10 protein-coding genes and 1 pseudogene are annotated in these 15,001 nt (G+C 59.6%); 8 read left to right on the forward strand and 3 right to left on the reverse strand.

Annotated features, from left to right (window positions below; all coding sequences use genetic code 11):
- Positions 1–17: 17 nt before the first annotated feature.
- From AX768_RS19950 to AX768_RS19985, 8 genes and pseudogenes are all read left to right on the forward strand, one after another.
- Positions 18–1,144, forward strand: a pseudogene (locus tag AX768_RS19950) (VIT1/CCC1 transporter family protein).
- A 235-nt stretch (positions 1,145–1,379) separates the two neighbouring features.
- Positions 1,380–1,919, forward strand: coding sequence for a hypothetical protein (locus AX768_RS19955; RefSeq protein ID WP_062001790.1), 540 nt, complete (start codon positions 1,380–1,382; stop codon positions 1,917–1,919).
- On the forward strand, positions 1,916–2,578 hold the full coding sequence (locus AX768_RS19960) for a response regulator transcription factor (protein WP_062001791.1): 663 nt from the start codon (positions 1,916–1,918) through the stop codon (positions 2,576–2,578). Before AX768_RS19955 ends, AX768_RS19960 begins: the two co-directional genes overlap by 4 nt.
- On the forward strand, positions 2,554–3,957 hold the full coding sequence (locus AX768_RS19965) for an ATP-binding protein (RefSeq protein ID WP_062001792.1): 1,404 nt from the start codon (positions 2,554–2,556) through the stop codon (positions 3,955–3,957). Before AX768_RS19960 ends, AX768_RS19965 begins: the two co-directional genes overlap by 25 nt.
- Positions 3,958–5,170: 1,213 nt before the next feature.
- Positions 5,171–5,800 (forward strand): SOS response-associated peptidase, encoded by a 630-nt coding sequence (locus AX768_RS19970; RefSeq protein ID WP_231941544.1) that lies wholly within the window; start codon positions 5,171–5,173, stop codon positions 5,798–5,800.
- 148 nt (positions 5,801–5,948) lie between these two features.
- On the forward strand, positions 5,949–6,155 hold the full coding sequence (locus AX768_RS19975) for a hypothetical protein (RefSeq protein ID WP_062001794.1): 207 nt from the start codon (positions 5,949–5,951) through the stop codon (positions 6,153–6,155).
- Between the two features lie 358 nt (positions 6,156–6,513).
- Complete coding sequence (locus AX768_RS19980) at positions 6,514–7,863, forward strand: IS4 family transposase (protein WP_062000703.1); 1,350 nt, start codon at positions 6,514–6,516, stop codon at positions 7,861–7,863.
- 323 nt (positions 7,864–8,186) lie between these two features.
- Positions 8,187–9,323, forward strand: a complete 1,137-nt coding sequence (locus AX768_RS19985) for a YncE family protein (RefSeq protein ID WP_062001795.1) — start codon at positions 8,187–8,189, stop codon at positions 9,321–9,323.
- Between the two features lie 161 nt (positions 9,324–9,484).
- On the opposite strand, the gene AX768_RS19990 is transcribed toward AX768_RS19985, so the two are convergent.
- From AX768_RS19990 to AX768_RS20000, 3 genes are read right to left on the reverse strand one after another with little or no spacing between them, the layout of a single operon-like run.
- Positions 9,485–12,535: an efflux RND transporter permease subunit gene (locus AX768_RS19990; protein ID WP_062001796.1), complete on the reverse strand. Its 3,051-nt coding sequence runs from the start codon at positions 12,533–12,535 to the stop codon at positions 9,485–9,487.
- The gene (locus tag AX768_RS19995) at positions 12,532–13,599 is read right to left on the reverse strand and encodes an efflux RND transporter periplasmic adaptor subunit (protein ID WP_062001797.1); all 1,068 of its coding nucleotides are present in this window, start codon (positions 13,597–13,599) and stop codon (positions 12,532–12,534) included. Before AX768_RS19995 ends, AX768_RS19990 begins: the two co-directional genes overlap by 4 nt.
- Before the next feature lie 8 nt (positions 13,600–13,607).
- Complete coding sequence (locus AX768_RS20000; protein ID WP_062001798.1) at positions 13,608–14,981, reverse strand: TolC family protein; 1,374 nt, start codon at positions 14,979–14,981, stop codon at positions 13,608–13,610.
- Positions 14,982–15,001 lie beyond the last annotated feature (20 nt).

Below are 15,001 nucleotides of genomic sequence, written 5' to 3' on the forward strand. Positions count from 1 at the left end.
AACTGCGGAGTTTCAGCATGGCATCGAAATCCGAGCTCAGACGATTTCGCAGCAACTTGTCCGGTGAACTCGATAGCGCCGCGCTCTATGAAACACTTGCCGGCGCTGAGCACGATAGCGAACGCAAGCAGGTTTATGCGGAACTTGCGGCATCGGAGCGCGACCATGCGCGCGTCTGGTCCGAGAAACTGCGCGCCAACGGCGTGAACGTGCGCACGCATCGGGCAAGCGTCAAGACGCAAATGATGCGTGCGCTCGTGCGGGTGTTCGGCCCGAACTTCGTGCTCAAGACGGTCGCAGCGTCGGAATACGCCGATCGGGACAAATACGCCGGTCAGCCGGATGCCGCGGGTATGTCGGAGGAAGAGCATCGTCATGCGGGCATCGTGCAGGAGGTCGCTAATCGCGGGGCGCCCGGACAGTCGCGTGGCAAACAGATCGCAGCGGCTGAGTCGTGGCACCGGGGGTATCGTCGGGAAACGATTTGCGTGCGGCCGTGCTTGGCGCGAACGACGGACTAGTGTCGAATTTTTGCCTGATCATGGGCGTTGCCGGGGCGGGCGCACCTGCCAGGACCATTTTGCTGACTGCGTTTGCCGGACTCGTGGCCGGCGCTTGTTCCATGGCGCTTGGGGAATGGCTGTCCGTCACGAACGCACGCGAACTCGCGCGTACCCAGATCGCGAAAGAAGCTGACGAACTCGAACACACGCCCGACGCCGAGCGACACGAACTCGCGCTGATCTATCAGTCGAAGGGGCTCGACGCAGCAGAGGCGCGTCGCGTCGCAGCGCAAATCATGCGCGACAAGGATAAGGCGCTCGATACATTGACCCGCGAAGAACTTGGACTCGACCCGGCTGAATTGGGCGGTAATCCGTGGACTGCCGGCCTTGTCTCGTTCTTTCTGTTTTCGATTGGTGCGGTGTTTCCCGCACTGCCGTTCGTCTGGGCGCATGGCGTGAGCGGGATTATTCAGTGCATCGTGCTCAGCAGCGTGGGACTGGCTGCCATCGGCGTGTTCACGTCGCTTTTCAATGGCCGCGGGGCGGTGTATTCAGCAGTAAGGCAAATTCTGATCGGCATGGTGGCGGCAGGGTTTACGTTCGGTGTTGGCAAGCTGCTGGGCGTGTCGATGTCCTGAGATCAACTTACCCAGGCCCGGCTGCTTTCGCATGCTATGTAAGCCTCTGCTAATTATTGTTTCGCCTTCTGAACCTATGATGAAGCGTGGGTCGGCTTCGAAGCGGGGAGGCCAACAAATGAATACAAACCCCGACTGTTAAGGTAAGACTGGCCGGCCCACCCATCTACGCCGACGCGTCTCGCGCCGGCGTGTTGCAAGCACAATGTTCCAACAGGTTCGAAGGTACGGCGTCATGTCAAACGGTTGGCTGGATGGGGTAGGGGCCGTTGCCGGGATTTTGCTCGGCGTCGCGATTCCTGCACAGGAGGCCATACGCGCGCGTAAAGCAATCGGCGCGCACCTGGCTGAGCGCATCCGCGAAACTACGGATGCTTTCGATGCTGCAGAAGCGCTCGCACGGCAAGCGTTGTACGCTATAAGCGGGCCGGCGCGCGAACGCGCCCGCTTCGCTGCGGCTTACAACCGTTCGTATATCGAGCATATCTTGAGACGCGTGGATGCCGCCGCCAATAACGCCGTGAAAAACATACCCGAAGACGCAACCGGTTTCATCATTGCGACGGCGCACGCTCGAGCCAGCATGCGCGATTTCTTCGACAACCTTTCGGCCGCGAATTTGACTACGTCCTCGCCGTCCGCGCTGCGCGCCTTGTTCGATCGCCTTGGCGGCGACCTGCGCGAGCTCCACACTGCAGGTGACCGTATGCTGAAGATGCGGCATGTCGGACTGGCGGCTATCGGCATGTGCCGCGCATTCTGGGATCCCCGATGAGAGTGCTGCTGGTTGAAGACGACTGGATGATCGGCGAGGTGGTCAGGGACGCGTTGAAGGACGCGTCATGCGGGGTGGACTGGGTGCGCGACGGACATCAGGCGCTAAGCGCGGTCAAGGTTCACTCCTACGAAGCCGTCCTGCTCGACCTTGGCTTGCCGAGGGCCGACGGCATGAGCGTCCTGAGTGCCATTCGCTCCAGCGACAATGCCACCCCAGTCCTGATCATCACGGCGCGTGACGGGGTCGCCGACCGCATTCGCGGGCTGGACAGCGGGGCCGACGATTACGTTCTCAAGCCGTTTGAAATGTCCGAAGTGCTCGCGCGCTTGCGTGCGATTGTGCGGCGGCGTGCGGGCGTCGCTGCGCCCGTGCTGACCAATGGCATCATGTCGCTGGATCCTGCCACCCATGAAGCGTGCTCGCCAGGGATAACGTTACGGCTTTCAGGACGCGAATTTGCGTTGCTGCATGCGTTGATGATTCGTCCCGGTGCGATCCTGTCGCGCACGGAACTCGAGGACCGCATCTACGGCTGGAACGAAGAGGTTGAAAGCAATGCAGTTGAATTTCTGATTCACTCGCTGCGACGAAAACTCGGCAGCGATACGATCAAAAATGTCAGGGGTGTCGGATGGATGGTATCGAAAGGCGGGTAGGGCAGTCGCTCCAGTTGCGCTTGTCCATGTGGCTCGCAATTGCCGTTCTTTTGAGTGCCGTCGCGGCAGGCATTTTTTCGTTCAAGGCCGCGTTCCACGAAGCCAACGAGATCCAGGATCAGCAGCTCAAGGAAGTGGCTACGCTCGTCACGGCGGAAAATGTGGACTCCATGGCGGAAGGCTCCGTGCATTATGTGCCGGAGTTCGAGCCGGAGGCGAAGGTCGTAGTGCAAAAGCTAGGCAACGTCAACACGCAGCGCCTGCTCAACTTGCCCCCTACGCTGTCTGATGGCATGAGGACGCTGACTCTCGGCAACCGCGAATGGCGCGTTGTGGTCCGCACACTGGCGCCGGGTACCCGCGTAGCCGTTGGCCAGCAGACTTCCGATAGAAATGAAATCGCCCGCAATAGTGCGGTCGCCACGTTAATTCCGTTTCTTGTACTGGCGCCGGTGTTGGTCGGGGTCGTGTTCCTGTTGGTCAGGCATATGTTCAAGCCCCTCGCGCGGCTTGCCGCAGAACTCGATGTCCGTCCTGATCACGATCTTTCAGAAATACGGGTTACCGGCGACCCGCAGCTTCCGGCCGAGATCGTGCCATTTCTTGTTGCCAATAACCGCATGCTCGCGCGCGTTGCCCAGTCGGTTGCGCTCCAGCGGCGTTTCATAGCCGACGCAGCGCATGAATTGCGCTCGCCGCTTACCGTGCTTTTGCTGCAGGCAGAGCGGCTGGATGTGTCGGAAATGTCCACGCAGGCGCGCGAACGCTTCACTGCCTTGAGCAATGGCCTCACGCGCACGCGCGCGCTCGTCGAGCAGTTGCTGACGCTCGCGCACGCGCAGGAGGGCAACGGCATTGAGGCGAATCTCAGCCCGGTCGCGCCGGCATTTCGCCGCGTGCTCGAAGACCTTATTCCGCTTGCGCAGGCGCGCCAGATCGATATTGGCGTGACCGGAGATTCAGACGTTTGGGTCCCCGCCAATGAAGCGGACCTGGGCACGGTGCTAAAGAACCTCGTCGATAACGCCATCCGCTATACGCCGGCGGGCGGGCGCGTGGACTTGTCGGTGCATACGAAGCACGGTCGTACGTCGATCGTTGTCGAAGACAACGGTCCGGGCATTCCCGAGGAAGAACGCGCGCGGGTGTTCGACCGGTTTTATCGTGTGCTTGGATCGGGGCAGAGCGGGTCAGGGCTTGGATTGTCAATCGTACAGACGATCGCGACCCGAATAGGCGCGTCACTCACACTAGGCGACGCGGTCTGGAGTGAGCGCGGCGGCCTTCGCGTCACATTGACTTTTCCGATAGTGGATCAGCCCAGTGCATCTCTTGAACCAGGTCACAAACGCCCAATGAGCCGGGAGCCTGTAGCGTAGTGTCAAACCGTCACCCTTGCGGGACAGGGCTGCAAGAGGATCGGTGACGTTTTGAGCGCCGCGCATTACGGGGTAGAGAACGGATGTCAATTTTCGATTGAGGGGCCAAAAGGAATGTCGACAAGGGAAAGAGGGCTTGTTCCTGTCAAGACGTTGGCTGACGCCATTCAGCGGAGATAGGCTGCATGCGCGAGAGGGTCGCTCCGGAAGGGGAGAAATTAAGCTTGTACCGTCGTGCCGTCCGCGGCCTTCATAGGCGTGAGTGTAAATTCGAAAAGTCGCTCGTCGCTGGAAAAGCTGAAAGCCGGATCCTTCCCGGGAGGTGAGTGGCCTTGTCGGGCAAGGAGCACAGGGGAAAGAATGAAAGCGGTGATAGAGTCGTATTGCTGTGTCCCCGACCTTCCAGATAATCGTGTGGAAGCATTCCATTATTGCTTGTATGGAGACTGTGGCATGTTGCACCGAGGTACGGTGACGATTCGTACCGCGAATGTCCTGGCAACGGAGATCCGCTCCGGTACCGCATTTTCAGCAATGATGCGCGCCATTTCGGAGGCGAACCCACGCAACCATGATTCGCTGGTTGGCGCGACGTTCTTTGATTAGCATCCCAAAGCAGTTCTCCGAAATCTGGCATGATGATGCTGGCTGGCTGGCCAAACGCAAATTTTCGCACTATCTGCCAAAGCGGTTGATTGAGATCGACTCAGGTCACGGTCATATGAGCGCTGCCCGACGGACTGATTGCAGCTTCGAGCCCAGGGACGTGCAAGTGGACCAGGGCTGGAACGGCTCCAACGTAAGATTTCCCGGCGGGCGTGTAGGGACGTAAGCGCCCCCTAAGTCTGAATCGCTAGACTTGGTGTCTCTCAGTTGTCCGTGCCCCTCGGTTCGGCCAACACTTTGCGGCGTGGAAATTTCACGCCGTTTTTTCTGTTCCTTCTGCTGCCGGTGGGTATATTTCCCGGCCCTAAGCATTCACTACGTCGAGTGTGCTTGATCGTCGAATCCTGCATGGGCAAGTCGAACAAGTAATGAGCAACTCGGAATCCGATGAATCACTTCAACGGACCTTCGGCGTTAAGGACTACGCGCGGTGTGCCACATCCGATACGTGAGAACTTGACTAGCATGGAATAACAAATGAGACATTGAGGTTCAAATGGTTTTGCGGTATTCGCGTGCCCGAGATGCAGCAATTTATACGCTCCCGATGTTTGGTGAAAGCCTTTTCGCGAAGGTGCCGTTTCCTCAATCCTGGAACATTGCTCCCGGAACGGTTCAACCCGTAATTTATTGCGGCGGACCGACGTCCGCCCGCTGGGGGTTCGTACCTGTCTTTGCAGGTACGAGACGACCTATGCTAACAAGCTCTCGTCTTGACGACAAAAACTCAGAGACATGGAAAACGATGTGTCGGATTGCACGTCTCATCGTTCCGGCAGATGGTTGGTACGAATGGTTGGCGACGGATGGTGTCGAACAGCCCTACTTCATAAAACCAAAAGATGGCGGCCCCGTGTTCTTGGCGGCGTTGAGTAGTTTTTCATTCGACGAAGAAGCCCAGGCGACCGACGGATTCGTAATGGTGTCGAGCAGTACGGACGTCGGGATTGTCAACAGTCGTTCGCATCGGCCCGTCGTCCTGAATGCATTCGATGCCGTCCGATGGTTGCATCCAAAGACTACGTTTGGCCTCGCGAAGAAGATAGCGGCTGATTCAATAATGCCAAGGCAAATGTTCCGGTCATTTCAGGTGAGCGTTGGCGTGAACAGTGTTCGCAACGATGAGCCTGCATTTAATGATCCGCTGCCCGATGGCATCGTTATGTCCCTTAAATAATATTTGAACGTGCAGGCCGAAGTACATCAAGCGTGATGGCGTTCGATGCCGCAACGCTGATTTAAAACTTTAAAAAATGAAGAATTCGACACTATTGGAATTGCGTTCGAGAGCGAGAGCGCTTCAGAACAGATCAAGAATAAGCGCGATGGATGACGTTGATTTTTTCGTTTCTGTGATGCGGCTTATCAATGACACGCAGCGAGCGTTCGAGGGGATTGAGCAGGCGACTTGTTTGTTATCTCAAGCCTCGTCGTATGCGACGAGTGCGCATGTGGAACTGGCACTCGCGGCGATTCAGGCTCTGTTCGTGACCATCGGTTGCTCAGGGGATGATCCGGAGGCGCATCTTTAGACTCGAGTCATGGCGCTGCGTCGAAGGTGGTGTGTGTAGCGTTACAACAAGAGAGCACGCGCCTCCATATCCCACTGGCGAAAGGCCGTGACGGGCATCGATGATGCAAGCGTCGACGTCGTGTGCTCACCGGGAATCAGGGACATCCGGTTACGTATGCGAGCCGCGTTCTTTCAGCTTGATTATTGCAACATTAACGCCCCGTATCGAGCTAAGCGTCCCTTAAGGCATTGCGTTATACACATCTCTGATCGGTGGTCGCTGAGCGCAGAGAAACATGTTTACTTTCAATGACATGGAGTGGGGGCTTGTAAACTTTCGGCAAATCGCGTTTACTTTCGCTTTTTGAGTGAACGTATTGGTCACCGAAACGACGCCCTGGACCCAGACGGAATTCGAGCAACTCGAGCTCGGCGATGCGCGCCTGAACAAGCGAGCGAGGCTTTTGATGCAACGATTGGCGGCCGACCCGATGGCCAGTGTCCCCAAGGCATGCCAGGGTTGGGGCGAGACGATGGCGGCGTACCGCTTCTTCGACAACGAGAACGTCGACTGGCACGCGATTCTCGAGCCCCATTGGCAGCACACGCAAAAGCGGATGGAAGCGCATCGTGTGGTGCTGTGCCTGCAAGACACCACGGAGCTGGACTTTAACGGTCAAGGCACGTTCGGACTCGGACCACTGAGCTATGAGGCCCAGCGCGGCATGTATCTGCATCCGACCTACGCGGTCACGCCGCAGCGCGAGCCCTTGGGTATTTTGGACGCGTGGATGTGGGCGCGCGAGAAGAAGGACGAATCGGGCAAGCGCGGCGGGCTGAAGGAAAGTCTGCGTTGGATCGAGGGGTATGAACGCATTGCCGAGATGGCACCGAGCCTGCCATCCACGCGCCTGGTGTACGTGGCGGACCGCGAAGCGGACCTGATGGCGCTCATGGAGCGCGCCCAAGCACTGGGTACGCCGGCCGACTGGCTGGTACGTGCCACGCATAACCGCTGCTTGCCGGAGGGAGACAAGCTGTGGGACCGCGCGACCCGTGGCGAATCCATCGGGCAGATCAGCTTCACAATGGCCTCGCGTCATGGTGTCAAGGCACGCACGGTGCGCCAGCACCTGTGGATGCAGCGCGTAGAGTTGCCCACAGGCCGAGGCAAGTGCGTGGCGGCCACCTGTCTGGTCGCGCGCGAGTTTGATGCGCCCGCGGGAGTCAAGCCGATCGAATGGCGCTTGCTGACCAACCGCGTGGCGACGACCTCGGAAGAGGCGATCGAATTGATCGACTGGTATCGAGCGCGCTGGGAAATTGAGATGTTGTTCAACATCTTGAAGAATGCTTGCCGCGTCGAGGCGCTTCAGCTCGGCTCGATCGAACAGCTCGAGCGCGCATTGGCGCTGTTCCTGGTAGTGGCTTGGCGCGTGGCCTATCTGATGCGGCTGGGACGCACTTGCCCCGATCTGGACGCGCATCTTTTCTTTGATCCAGACGAAATTCGCAGTGCCTACCTGTTCACGAAAGTACCCCGTCCGACCCAGCCCAAGCTCAATGAAGTATTGCGCCTGATCGCACGCCTGGGGGGATTCCTCGGACGCAAAAGCGACGGCGAACCCGGCGCGAAAACGATCTGGCTCGGACTCAGGGAAGTTCATATTGCCGCAAAAACACTGCGCCTATTACGCGAAGCCGACGGCGACGACACTTGTGTATAACGCGATGCCCTTAAGGGAGCCTCAAGCATCGTACGTCGGCGCACTGTCTATTGCGCTGCTTCAACATTCCCGATCCGATCAACTTGCGTGATTCCTATCAGATGGTCTTTCCGGACAACCAGGAGATTGTCCCGGATTTTTAATTGTCGGGTCTGATCGGCGATAAGCAATTGATGTATTAAACGCATTAACGTCGCGAAGTTTTTAAATAACCATGAGCATTTTTTCTGAGTGTTGATCCAATGCTTCCCGTTGATCGATTTGACGGCAGGCGCGCATGCCGGTCAGCTGGGAATACCCAATTGCCATTTCAGGAGACAAAAATGAAAAGACGGATAAAGCAATACGGCGCATTAGTCGCCGCCGGATCGATGGTCGCTCTGCTGCTCGCCGCGTGCGGTGGCTCGGACAACGGCGGCGGTTCGACGCCCCATCTGATAACCAACATTGCGGTGCCCAACTCAGCAAGCCCTGCTTTCAGTTTCGACATCAGCTACGCAGACCAAGGCAAATACTTCTTGGCGGACCGGAACAACAAGGCCATCGATGTCGTGGATACGACCACCAACAAGCTCATCGCACAGATACCGGGTGGTTTTGCCGGCAATGGCGCAACAACCACCGAGTCTGGGCCGGATGGCCTGATAGGCTTGCCAGGGACGAGCACGCTGTATGCGGGTGACGTCAATGGCGTCAAGGTTTTCAATACTTCTAGTCAGACTCTTACGAAGTCCATCCCGATCGCGACCACGGGTAATCGCACCGATGAAGGGTGCTTCGATCCGGACGACCACCTCGTTGCAGTGGCGAATCCGGCAGACACGCCACCATTCCTTACGTTCATCAACACGGACACGCAGGCTGTCGTGTCGAAGCTGAACTTCAACGGTTCGTCGGGCCTCGAGGCATGCGAGTACGACGCCAGCACGAAGAGCTTCCTGATCAACAACGACGGTACGGCAGTCGATCCGGACGGCGAGCTTGACCTCATCCCCGCGAGCTCGGTGACCGCGGGACAACCAGCTGTGACGAAAGCTTTTCCCCTCGGCGCGTGCGCACCAGCCGGACTTGCACTCGGACCGAATCAGGACGTCATGGTGGGCTGCGATCCTGGCGCCGGCGATCCGCTGATAACACTGATCCTCGACCGCACGAGTGGCGCTGTGCTGGCCAAATTACCGTTTGGCGGCGTCGACCAGATCGCCTATGACAAAACATCGAATCGCTATTTCCTGCCCGCGCGACATTGGGTGACGAGCGGCACGGCGGCGGCATCGGGATTCACCCCGGAGATGGCAATTGTAGATGGCACTAGTCGGACGATCGTCGCTCAGGTCGCTGTTGGCACAGGTGCACATTCGGTCGCGGTCGATGGTCCGTCAGGCCAGGTCTATGTGCCGTTCCAAGCGGGCAGCGCGGCGTTCCCGAACGGCGGTATCTCAGTGTTCTCTGTGCATTGAATGCAACGTGAGTGCGTCGCGTCGTGCTGCATGCCGGCGACGCACTTGACCGACCCGTCACCACACGGTCTTATCTCCAAACCAAGCGTCGGTGAATCCTGCGGCTGAACGACTCGGCTTCTTCCAGCTTTGAAAGATCCGTTCGACATCGCAGATTCACTTTAGAAGGCAGTCTTCTCTTTTAAAAACAGCTTCAGCAACGCCGGTAGCAGCAACAGCACAAGCGGCATCTGGATGATCAGCCCCGAGATGATCGCAATCGCGAGCGGCTGTTGCATGGCCGAGCCCTGGCCGAGTGCAAACGCAAGCGGCAGCAGCGCGAGGATTGCTGCGATCGTTGTCATGGCGATCGGGCGCAAACGGTTGCCGCCTGCCGTCACGATGGCGTAACTCAGGGGCATGCCTTCCTTGAGTAATCCCTCCAGCTCCGAGACATAAAAAATCGCAACCTCGGTCACGATGCCGATGATCATCGTCATCCCCATCATGGCCGAGATATTCAAGTCGATGCCTGTCAGCCACAAGCCGATGAACACCGCGCCCATCGCAAGCAGAGGCATGGCGAGCACGCAGAGCGCAATCACGAAACGCTCGTAGAGAAATAGAAGCAGGGCGAACACCAGCGCCACGGCAGCGCCGAACACGGTCATCAGACCCTTGAACGCGATCTGTTGCTGCTGATAAAGCCCGCCCAGTTCGTAATACACGCCAGCGGGCAATAGTTGTTTGCCATCGAGCAGCTTTTGCACGTCGGCGACGGTCGAGCCCAGATCACGTCCATCGATACGAGCCGTCACCGCGACCATGCGCTTGAGGTTGTCGCGGCTGATCTCGGGCTGACCCGTGACCACCACTTGCTCGGCCACGCGCGACAGCGCGAAGAGATGACCATCGGGCGCACGGATCTGTAGCTCGCCGAGCGCGGTATCGGTCATGTACAGAGCACCCGCCACGCGCACGCGGATACCAATGGTCTTCGGTCCAACCTGGTATCGCGTTGCCAGGTTCCCTTCCACCATGTCCGACACAGCCTGCGCAATGCTCTGGATGTCCATGCCCTCGGCGGCCGCAGCTTCGGGCAGGATATGCAATTCCAGCGCGTCCCCGGCCGGATTGATGCCGTCGTTGACGTCCACGATTCCCTGTACTTTGCCGATGGCCGCGGCGACCTTCGTGGCCGTGGCATCAAGCGTAGTCTGGTCATCGGAAAAGATCTTGATCTGCACTGGCTGAGGCACGGCGGTGAGGTCGCCGATCAGGTCGTCCATGAGTTGCGCCAGTTCAAACGAAACGCCGGGAACGTGTGATTCGATGGACGTACGAATTTCTTCCATGACCGTATCAATAGGCTCCCGCTTGCCCGGCTTCAGCTTTACGAAGAAATCGCCCTTGTTGGGTTCCTGCAGGTCGCCGCCAAGCCCGGCGCCGGTCCGGCGCGAGTAAGTTGCAACGTTGGGGTTCGCGCTGATGATTGCCTCGACCTGTTTTATCAGCCGGTCCGACTCGGTGATCGAGGTCCCGGGTTCGGTGTGATAGTCAAGCACGAATCCGCCTTCATCCATGGACGGCATAAAACCGCTGCCGACCCGCGTAAAGGCCAATACAGCCACGACCACAAGCGGGATCAATCCGGCGAGAACAAACAAAGGGCGCGTCGTCACGCGTTTCACGAGCTTGTCGTATCGCAGGTTTATCCATCGTGCAAAAGGGGTTTCGCGATGTTCTTTCGCGTCTTTTGCCGTGAGCCAGTGATCGCATAGTATCGGCACGGCAAGCCAAGTGACGAGGAAAGAAATGAACAGGGCGCTTGCCATGGTGACCGAGAGCGCCTTGAAAAATGCCCCGGTTACGCCCGACAAAAACGCGAGTGGAACAAAAATGACCAGCGTAGCCGACGACGATCCCGCGAGCGGGCGCGTGAACTCCGTCGCGGCGGCCATCACGCGGCCCTGGAACGGACGTCCGCCGCCTTCGCGCATCCGCCGCACGATATGCTCGATCATCACAATCGCGTCGTCGATCACAAGCCCGACCGCCGCAGCCATTCCACCGAGCGTCATGATGTTGAAGCCCATGCCGAAAACGTCGAGCAACAGGATGGTCGACGCCATCACGACCGGTACGAGGGCCACCGCGATGACCGTGATCTTCCAGTTGCGCAGGAAGGCGAATAGCGTGAGCGCCGCCAGCACCACACCGATCAGGATCGCGTCGCGCACGCTGGTTGCCGAGGCCACCACGAGTTCACTCTGGTCGTACCAGTTTGCCAGCTTGACACCGGGCGGCATCTGTTGCCGAAATGATCGAAGACGGGCGCGGACTGCGGCGGCCATCGCAACGCTGTTCGCCCCGGGTTGCTGATAGATGTTGAGCAGCACTGCATCATGGCCGTCCGCGGTCACGCGCAGCCATTGCGGCAACGTGCCCTGCGTGACGGATGCGATCTCACCGAGACGGATCTGGCTGGCGCCGGGGCTCGACACGACCACATTGCGCAACGCGGCCACGCTTGTGACGGTCGAGTTTGCAATGACGAGATATAGCTTGTCGTGGTCCTCGATACGGCCGGTCGCCATCAGCACGTTGCTCGCGCCAATCGCCCGGGCGACGTCCGCTGCAGATAACTTGTAGACCGCCAGCCGCGCCGGATCGATGGCGACTTCGAGTTCGTCTTGCGCACCACCTGTGACTTCCACGCGCGCGACGCCCGTAACCGACGACAACATGGGGCGCATCTGGAATTGCGCCACGTCGTGCAACACGGTCAGCGACTGCTGGGCCGAGGTCAGGCTGTATGCCAGCACCGGGAACACGGTCGGGTCCATCCTGCGAACCTGCATCGAAGTGCCTGGGGGCAGCGTCGCGAGGATTTCACTGATCGCCGATTGCGACTGCAGGGTCGCCTGGGCCATATCCGTCCCCCAGTCGAAGTTGATCGAGATTTCGGCTGCGCCGCGACTCGTTTTCGATGTGACATCGCGCACGTTGGGCACGCGTCGCAATGCTTCTTCTACCGGCGTGGTGACTAGCGTGGCCATCTGTTCGGCGGGACGGTCGCCGGCATCGAGTGAAACCACCGCGCGCGGAAACGCAACGTTGGGAAAGAGCGAGGTGGGCAACTGCAACCCCGTCAATGTGCCCGCAATAGCAAGGAGGGCGATCACGAACAGCAGCGAACGCCTATGAGCTTGCATCCAGGAGCCGAACGTCATTGGGCGGCGCCCCCGGCAGCGTGGACGGTCATACCGTCCTTCAACTCATAGTTGCCGCTGACAACGAGCGGCAGTGTGGCGTCGAGTGCGCCGTCAACGCCGTATCGATCGCCGTTTTCAATCACCGTCGCGACGTCGATCCGGTGCGCCTTGTTGTTTCTCGCGAGCTGGTAGACATACGCGTGTTTGTCGTCCTTCAGCACGGCAGCGCGCGGAACGATCCAGTGGACGCCCGTGCGAGTCGCGATATCGGCGGAAACCTTCGTGCCCGGGATCAGCGGCGTACCGCTGACCGGCACGGCCGCGCCGATATCGAGCAACTGCGTCTGGGTATCGATGGCCGCGCCAACCAGCACCACGCGGCCGGTCACGGCGGTGTCCGCGAGGGATGCTGACAGGGCATGCAGCGTCACGGCGTCGCCGGCACGGACCGACGTGGCGCCAGATGGCTCCACGCCGAGCGTAACGTTCAAACGCATTGCGTCCCGGCTATTCGATGCCGCCAGTTGCAAAACAGGCGCGCCCGCTGCAACCTGCTCGCCCTGCCCGGCGGTGACCTGGATGACCACACCGTCCACCGGCGACTTCACGGTCGCATTGCCATTGCCAATGCCCGTGCCCATCTGCGCGGCGAGCGCTTGCCGGGCGTCGTCCAACGCTTTTCTTGCCATGGCGAGTTGCGAGGTGGTGGCAAGCGATTGGTCGTACAACGCTTGCGTGCGCGCGAGCTCACCCTGGGCGAGTGTCGCTGCGCTTTTCGCCTGCGTGGCCGCAAGTGTGGCAGCAGGATCGGCGTGCACCACGAAAAGCGGATCGCCGCGTGTCACTTTTTGTCCTGCCTGGACGCGAAGCTGCACGATCCGCGCGACATAAGAAACGCTGACCGATGTCAGGTTCGCTGCCGTGGCGGCAACGACGCCGTAGCCGCGAACCGGCTGGGCAATCGAGCCACGCTGCACCGGGATGGTCTGCACCTGGACGGTGACGTCATCAGCGTGCGCGCCGAGCGAGACGCCAAGCGCGCAAATCAGGGCCCGCCGGACGGCGGAGGAAATTGTCTGCATGAGTGCGCTCACGAATGATCGTTTGAGAATGCGTCGGGAATGGCGCCGCCCAGCAGCGCCTGCAGGCCGATGCGCTGCTCGGTCAGGGACTCGCGCAAGGTGGCGATATCGACTTGCTTCGTTATGGCGGCGGCTTGCGCGTCGGTGTAGGCGCTCAGCGCCAGGTTGTGTTGGGCAAAGGCCGCGCTTGCGTGCCGCGCTGCGTGCTCGGCATCCGGCAATGCAGCTTCGGCCTCTGCGAGCTGGCGGGAAAGGATGACGCCGTCGGCGCGCAGGTGGTCCACGTCGGCGAACGCCTGGTTGAGGCGGACCTGGTATTCGTCCTTCATCCGTTGCCGGGTGCTTCGCTCGATCGCCACATTGCCGCGATTGCGATTGAAGATGGGCAGGCTCAGGTTGATCTGAAAGCCGGTCGTGTAGATGTTCGAGGTGTCGCGCGCCCGGTTGAAGCCGACCGTCAGCGTTGGAAACTGGCTCATGATCGCCGCACGGTACTTCTGTTCCTGCGCGTCGTAGCCCGCGCGCAGCGCAAGCAGATCGGGCCGGCGTTGTGGCAATGCCTCCAGCGCGTCGTCGAGGGTCGAGTCGGTGAGGGTGGTGTCGTTGAAATCTCCGACGAGCTGCAGTTGCACCGTCTGCGACAATCCCAGCAGCGCATTCAGGTCGTGGTGGGTCTGTTCGGCTGCACGTTCAGCGTTCGTAAAAAGTTTTCTTGCATCGGAGTAAGAGGTCAGCGCCGCCGTGAGCGTGTCCTCGGTCAGGTTACCTTCGCGTTGCGCGGCAGCCATGCGTTCGTAACGCATGCGGGAGAGGTCGCGTTGCTGCTGGAGAAGGGGGAGCGTGCTTTGTGCAAAACGTGCTTTGACAAATAACTGGCGTGCTTGCGCCACGACCTGCCACTCTTGCCATAGCAGGCCGAGATCCGTCTTCGCCACGGTTGCATCGGCGGACTGCTTGTTGGCGCTGCGCGTGAGGATCGCAAGCACATCCATGCTCAGCCCATAGTTGAATGCGCGGGTTGCACCTGCCGCGCCCGGATAATCGCTGGAAACAGCCAGTTGCGGGTCGGGCAGCAAGCCTGCAGAGAACGCTTGCGCCCGGGCAATTCCCAAGTCGTCGCGCGCAAGTTTCAGGTCAGGGTTGTTGGCGACTGCAAGCATTGCGACTTCGCCGATGTCGAGACCGTCCGATGGGTCAAAGGTATGCGCGGCAAGCTCCGGGAGCGGCATGCTGGCGGGATCGATACGGACCCGCTCGACGCTGTCCTGGCTGGTCGAGGTGTTGACAGGTTTGAGAGGATCCGCGTGATACCACGTACAAGCGGCGAATGACGCCACGACCACGGCAGATCCGCACAGGCGCAATGATCGAAGAACAAGCATGAAGATAGAATCGCCAAGTA

The organism is Burkholderia sp. PAMC 28687 (assembly GCF_001577465.1).
Taxonomy (GTDB): Bacteria; Pseudomonadota; Gammaproteobacteria; order Burkholderiales; family Burkholderiaceae; genus Caballeronia.

Excerpts from the sequence above, each read along its gene's own strand:
- AX768_RS19970 (WP_231941544.1), top strand. The coding sequence starts at position 5,171 with ATGTTTGGTGAAAGCCTTTTCGCGAAGGTGCCGTTTCCTCAATCCTGG.
- AX768_RS19990 (WP_062001796.1), bottom strand. The coding sequence starts at position 12,535 with ATGACGTTCGGCTCCTGGATGCAAGCTCATAGGCGTTCGCTGCTGTTC.
- AX768_RS19965 (WP_062001792.1), top strand. The coding sequence starts at position 2,554 with ATGGATGGTATCGAAAGGCGGGTAGGGCAGTCGCTCCAGTTGCGCTTG.
- AX768_RS19955 (WP_062001790.1), top strand. The coding sequence starts at position 1,380 with ATGTCAAACGGTTGGCTGGATGGGGTAGGGGCCGTTGCCGGGATTTTG.
- AX768_RS20000 (WP_062001798.1), bottom strand. The coding sequence starts at position 14,981 with ATGCTTGTTCTTCGATCATTGCGCCTGTGCGGATCTGCCGTGGTCGTG.
- AX768_RS19960 (WP_062001791.1), top strand. The coding sequence starts at position 1,916 with ATGAGAGTGCTGCTGGTTGAAGACGACTGGATGATCGGCGAGGTGGTC.
- AX768_RS19985 (WP_062001795.1), top strand. The coding sequence starts at position 8,187 with ATGAAAAGACGGATAAAGCAATACGGCGCATTAGTCGCCGCCGGATCG.
- AX768_RS19995 (WP_062001797.1), bottom strand. The coding sequence starts at position 13,599 with ATGCAGACAATTTCCTCCGCCGTCCGGCGGGCCCTGATTTGCGCGCTT.
- AX768_RS19975 (WP_062001794.1), top strand. The coding sequence starts at position 5,949 with ATGGATGACGTTGATTTTTTCGTTTCTGTGATGCGGCTTATCAATGAC.